The 4,722-nt window shown below is 62.9% G+C and carries 4 protein-coding genes; all 4 read right to left on the reverse strand.

Going from position 1 to position 4,722, the window contains the following annotated elements:
• Positions 1 to 4: 4 nt before the first annotated feature.
• Entirely contained in the window at positions 5 to 1,507 is a 1,503-nt protein-coding gene (locus EN969_RS17670; RefSeq protein WP_127419275.1) for a GMC family oxidoreductase, read from the reverse strand.
• Positions 1,508 to 1,595: 88 nt separating this feature from the next.
• Entirely contained in the window at positions 1,596 to 2,711 is a 1,116-nt protein-coding gene (locus EN969_RS17680; RefSeq protein ID WP_013529698.1) for an ABC transporter ATP-binding protein, read from the reverse strand.
• Between the two features lie 4 nt (positions 2,712 to 2,715).
• Positions 2,716 to 3,660 (reverse strand): carbohydrate ABC transporter permease, encoded by a 945-nt coding sequence (locus EN969_RS17685; protein ID WP_027161386.1) that lies wholly within the window; start codon positions 3,658 to 3,660, stop codon positions 2,716 to 2,718.
• Positions 3,657 to 4,613 (reverse strand): sugar ABC transporter permease, encoded by a 957-nt coding sequence (locus tag EN969_RS17690; RefSeq protein ID WP_063168956.1) that lies wholly within the window; start codon positions 4,611 to 4,613, stop codon positions 3,657 to 3,659. Before EN969_RS17690 ends, EN969_RS17685 begins: the two co-directional genes overlap by 4 nt.
• Between the last annotated feature and the right edge of the window lie 109 nt (positions 4,614 to 4,722).

The raw sequence follows: 4,722 nt of genomic DNA on the forward strand, positions 1-4,722 counted from the left end.
CGGGTCATGCGGCGCGGTCCGTATTGCGGATGTGGTCAGCAACGCGCAGCGCTTGGGCTGCAATCGACAGCGCTGGGTTGACCGCCGCCGAGTTCGGCAGGAAACCGGCGTCGACGACGAACAGGTTCCGGTGGTCGAAGGAGCGGCAGTAGGGGTCGAGCGCCGCCGTCGCCGGATCGTCGCCCATCTTGATCGTGCCGCATTGATGCGACGGCGTGCGCTTGTCGAAGGGGCGCGACAGCACGATGGGATAGCCGCAGGCGCGGAAGTTTTCGCGCATTACCTTGTTCAGCCCGTCGAGCGACTGCATGTTGGAGCGCCGCCACTGCATGACGATGTCCTTGCCGTCGACCATGATGCGGCTTTCCGGGTCGGGCAGGTCTTCGCACATCAGGTACCAGTCGACGGCGTGGCCGGCCATGAAGTCGAGCGCGAATCCCGGCGTGTACTTGACATTGGCCCGCAGCATGTTGCCGTCGATCTTGCCGAGCAGTTGGACGTTCCCCAGCGGCTTACCGCCCTTGCCGTCGGACAGATAGTAGTCGTTGAGCATCAGCGTCTTCTGGTAGACGGCATCGTTGCGGCGGCGCGGATCGATCGCCAGCATGGCGCTGGAATTGTGGTTCATGAAATTGCGCACGACCTGATCGGAGCGGTTGGCAAGACCATTGCCATCGGCCGAAGGCGAGCGCAGCAGGATGACGGCGGAATTGACCGCGCCAGCGGAGAGGATGACCAGTTTCGGCGCCACCTTTTTCAGCTCACCATTCTGCCGATAGTGGATGGCAGCAATGGTTTTGCCGTCGGTCGATGCCTCCAGGTACTCGACATAACAGCCGGTCTCGAGCCGGATGTTGGTGTCCTTCAGGGCCGCCGTCAGCGGTCCTGTCTGCGCGTCGACCTTGCCCTGGCCGGTGTTGGGAAACGCGTCCCAGCCGGTCTTGCCCTCTTTCAGCCAGGTGTCGATGTCGACGCCGAGCGGCAGCGAGGCCGGATGCAGGCCGAGGTTTTTCAGCTCGGCGCGGGCGCGGGCGATCGGCGCCTCGTCGGGCACCGGCTTGTAGGCGTAGGGGATCGAATGGAACGGCTCGGTCGGATCCTCGCCCAGTGCACCGCGCACGCGAAACAGCTGTTCGGCTTTCGAATACCAGGGCTCGAATTCCTCATAGGAGAACGGCCATGCCGGCGAGACCCCGCCAAAGTGCTCCATGGCGGCGAAATCTTCCTTGCGGTAGCGGATCAGCACCGCGCCATAGAACTTCGAATTGCCGCCGACATAATAATAATTGCCGGGGTTGAAGGCGGCGCCGCCGGCCTCACGCCACATCTCCTTCGGCCTATAATGGCCGTCGACGAAGATCGAGCGCGTGTCGCGCGCGTGCGGCGTCGCCGGCAACGGCTCGCCGCGCTCGAGCATCAAGATCGAGGCGCCGCTGCCGGCAAGGCCGGAAGCGATCGTGGCGCCGCCGATGCCGGAGCCGATGATGACGATGTCCGGATTTCTCATGGCCTAAATCGCGTCCCGACGCGCTTTAGTTTTTTGTTTTGATGCATGTCGTTGCCCCAAAACCGGATCCACTTTTGGGCGACATACATTAGCGAATACGGGTCTCGGTCGCCGGATCGAAGAACACCGCCTTTGTCAGGTTGAAGGCGAGCGGCGTGTTGGTGCCCGGCTGAATGTTGGCGTCGGCGCGCAGCCGCGCCACCACGCCCTTGCCGCCGAGATTGGTGACGGCGAAGGTGTCCGAACCTGCCGGCTCGACGACCTCGATGTGACAGTCCGCGGTTGCGATGTGCGAGGCGTTGCGCTCGGCACCTTCCGGATCGGTCAGGGCTTCGGGACGGACACCGAAGATGATCGGCTTGCCCTGGAATGCCGACAGGCCCGCCGGCGCATTGGCCATCGGCAGGTTGATCGGCTCGCGCGCCTCGCGCTGCAGCACGACGGACAACGCATTGCCTGACGTACCGATCGTCGCCGGGATCAGGTTCATCGCCGGCGAGCCCATGAAGTCGGCGACGAAGAGATTGCTCGGGTTGTTGTAGATTTCGGCCGGCGTGCCGAACTGCTGCACCTCGCCATCCCGCATGACCGCGATCTTGGTCGCCAGCGTCATCGCCTCGATCTGGTCGTGGGTGACGTAGACGATGGTGGTGCCGGTGGTGGCATGCAGGCGCTTGATCTCGATGCGCATGTCGACGCGCAGCTTGGCGTCGAGGTTGGACAAAGGCTCGTCGAAAAGGAACAGTTTGGGGTCGCGCACCAGCGCCCGGCCCATGGCGACGCGCTGGCGCTGGCCGCCCGAAAGCTGGCTCGGCTTGCGCTGCAAGAGGTGGCCGATCTGCAGCACCTTGGCCACCTTGTCGATCGCCTTCTGGCGCTCCGCCGCCGGCACGCCGCGCATCTCCATGCCGAAGGAGATGTTTCCGGCCACCGTCATGTTCGGGTAGAGCGCATAGCTCTGGAACACCATGGCGATGTCGCGCTTGGAGGGGTGCAGATCGTTGATGGCGCGGCCGTCGACCCGGATTTCGCCCGAGGTGATCGTCTCCAGGCCGGCGATGGTGTTGAGCAAAGTGGACTTGCCGCAGCCGGAAGGGCCGACCAGCACCAGGAAACCGCCTTTCTCGAGCTCGACATCGATCCCTTTCAGGATCTCGACCTGGCCGAAGCGCTTTCTCAGACCATCAATTTCCAGAAAAGCCATCAGATCATCCTTTGACGGCGCCAGCCATGAGACCGCGCACGAAGTAGCGGCCGGCGAGCACATAGACGAGAAGGGTGGGCAGTGCCGCGATCATCGCGGCGGCCATGTTGACGTTGTATTCGACGACGCCGGTCGAGGTGTTGACGACGTTGTTGAGCGCCACCGTCATCGGCATCGCGTCGCCGGTGCCGGCGTAAGCCGAGGCGAACAGGAAGTCGTTCCAGATGTTGGTGAACTGGTAGATGACGGTGACGACGAAAATCGGCATCGAGTTCGGCAGCATGATGCGGCGGAATATCTGGAAGAAGGAGGCGCCGTCGACCTGTGCCGCCTTGACCAGTTCGGTCGGAAACGCCTCGTAGTAGTTGCGGAAGAACAGCGTGGTGAAGCCGATGCCGTAGACGACGTGGACGAAGACCAGGTTGACCGTCGGGTTGCCGAGACCGAAGCTCGTTCCGACCGAGTTCTGCAGTGTGACGCCGAAGCGGCCGAGGCTGCCGAGGATGGTCGCCATCGGCAACAGCACCGACTGGAACGGAATGAAGCAGGCAAACAGCATCAGCCCGAACACCAGCGTTGCGCCGCGGAAACGCCATTTCGTCAGCACGTAGCCGTTCAGCGCGCCCAGCATGGTCGAGATCAGAACGGCCGGAACCACCATCTTGATGGAGTTCCAGAAATAGCCCTTGATGCCGGCGCAGGTGAGGCCGACGCAGGTCTCGCCCCACGCCTTCAGCCACGGGTCGAAGGTCGGCGCCTTGGGCAGCGCCAGCATGTTGCCGTTCTGGATCTCGTCCATGGTCTTGAACGAGGTCACCAGCATGACGAACAGCGGCATCAGGTAAAACAGCGCAAACAGCGCCAGCAGCCCGTAGATGACGATGCGGTTGAGGGTCTTGACGTTGACGCCGCCGGAGGCCTGGCGGGCGGGAGTGGTGACGGCGCTCATCGCGGCTTCTCCCGCAGTTCCGAATAGAGATAGGGCACGATGATGGCGACGATGGTCATCAGCATGATCACCGCACTGGCCGAGCCGACGGCCATTTCGTTGCGCTTGAACGTGTACTCATACATGAAGTTGGACGGCAGCCACGCCGAGCCGCCGGGCCCGCCGCTGGTCAGTGCGACCACGAGATCGTAGGACTTGATGGCGAGGTGCGCGAGCACGATGAAGGCCGACAGGAAGATCGGCCGCAGCAGCGGGATGACGATGCGGCGATAGAGCTGGAAGTTGGTGGCGCCGTCGATCTGCGCCGCCTTCATGATCTCGCCGTCGATGCCGCGCAGGCCGGCCAGGAACATCGCCATGATGAAGCCGGAGGCCTGCCAGACGCCGGCAATGACCACCGTGTAGATGACGAAATCCTTATTCTTGATCCAGTCGAAATGGAAGCTCGTCCAACCCCATTGATGCAAGGTCTGCTCGAGACCGAGGCCGGGATCGAGGAACCATTTCCAGGCGACGCCGGTGACGATGAAGGACAGCGCCATCGGATAGAGATAGATCGGCCTCAACACGCCTTCGCCGCGGATCTTCTGGTCGAGCAGGATGGCCAGGAACAGGCCGAGCGCCAGGCAGATTGCGATGTAGAGGAAACCGAAAATACCCATATTGGTGATCGACGTGTACCAGCTCGACGGCGGGTCTGTGTCGAAGGTCCAGCCCCACAGCCGCTGATAGGCGCGCGAGCCGGTTAGGACATAGGACGGGAAGGTCTTGGAATTGGTGAAGGACAGATAGATCGTCCACAGGATGAAGCCGTAGACGAAGACGATGGTGATGGCGAAGCTCGGCGCCAGCACGATCTTCGGCAATGCGTCCTGCAGGCGCGAGCGCACCGAGGCGCGTGGCCGCGCATGCTCCGGCGTCAGCTTGATCTGGCTTGTCGCTACCGTGCTCATGGGGCTCCTCCCGTCGACTCGCGGCCAACCAGCTTCGCGGATCTATGTTCGCGGATCTGGGCCTTCCCCGCCGGAGCGGGGAAGGCGTTTTTGGCGCGTGGCGCTTACT

Source organism: Mesorhizobium sp. M7A.F.Ca.CA.003.01.2.1 (assembly GCF_003998945.1).
In the GTDB taxonomy this organism is placed as follows: Bacteria; Pseudomonadota; Alphaproteobacteria; order Rhizobiales; family Rhizobiaceae; genus Mesorhizobium; species Mesorhizobium ciceri.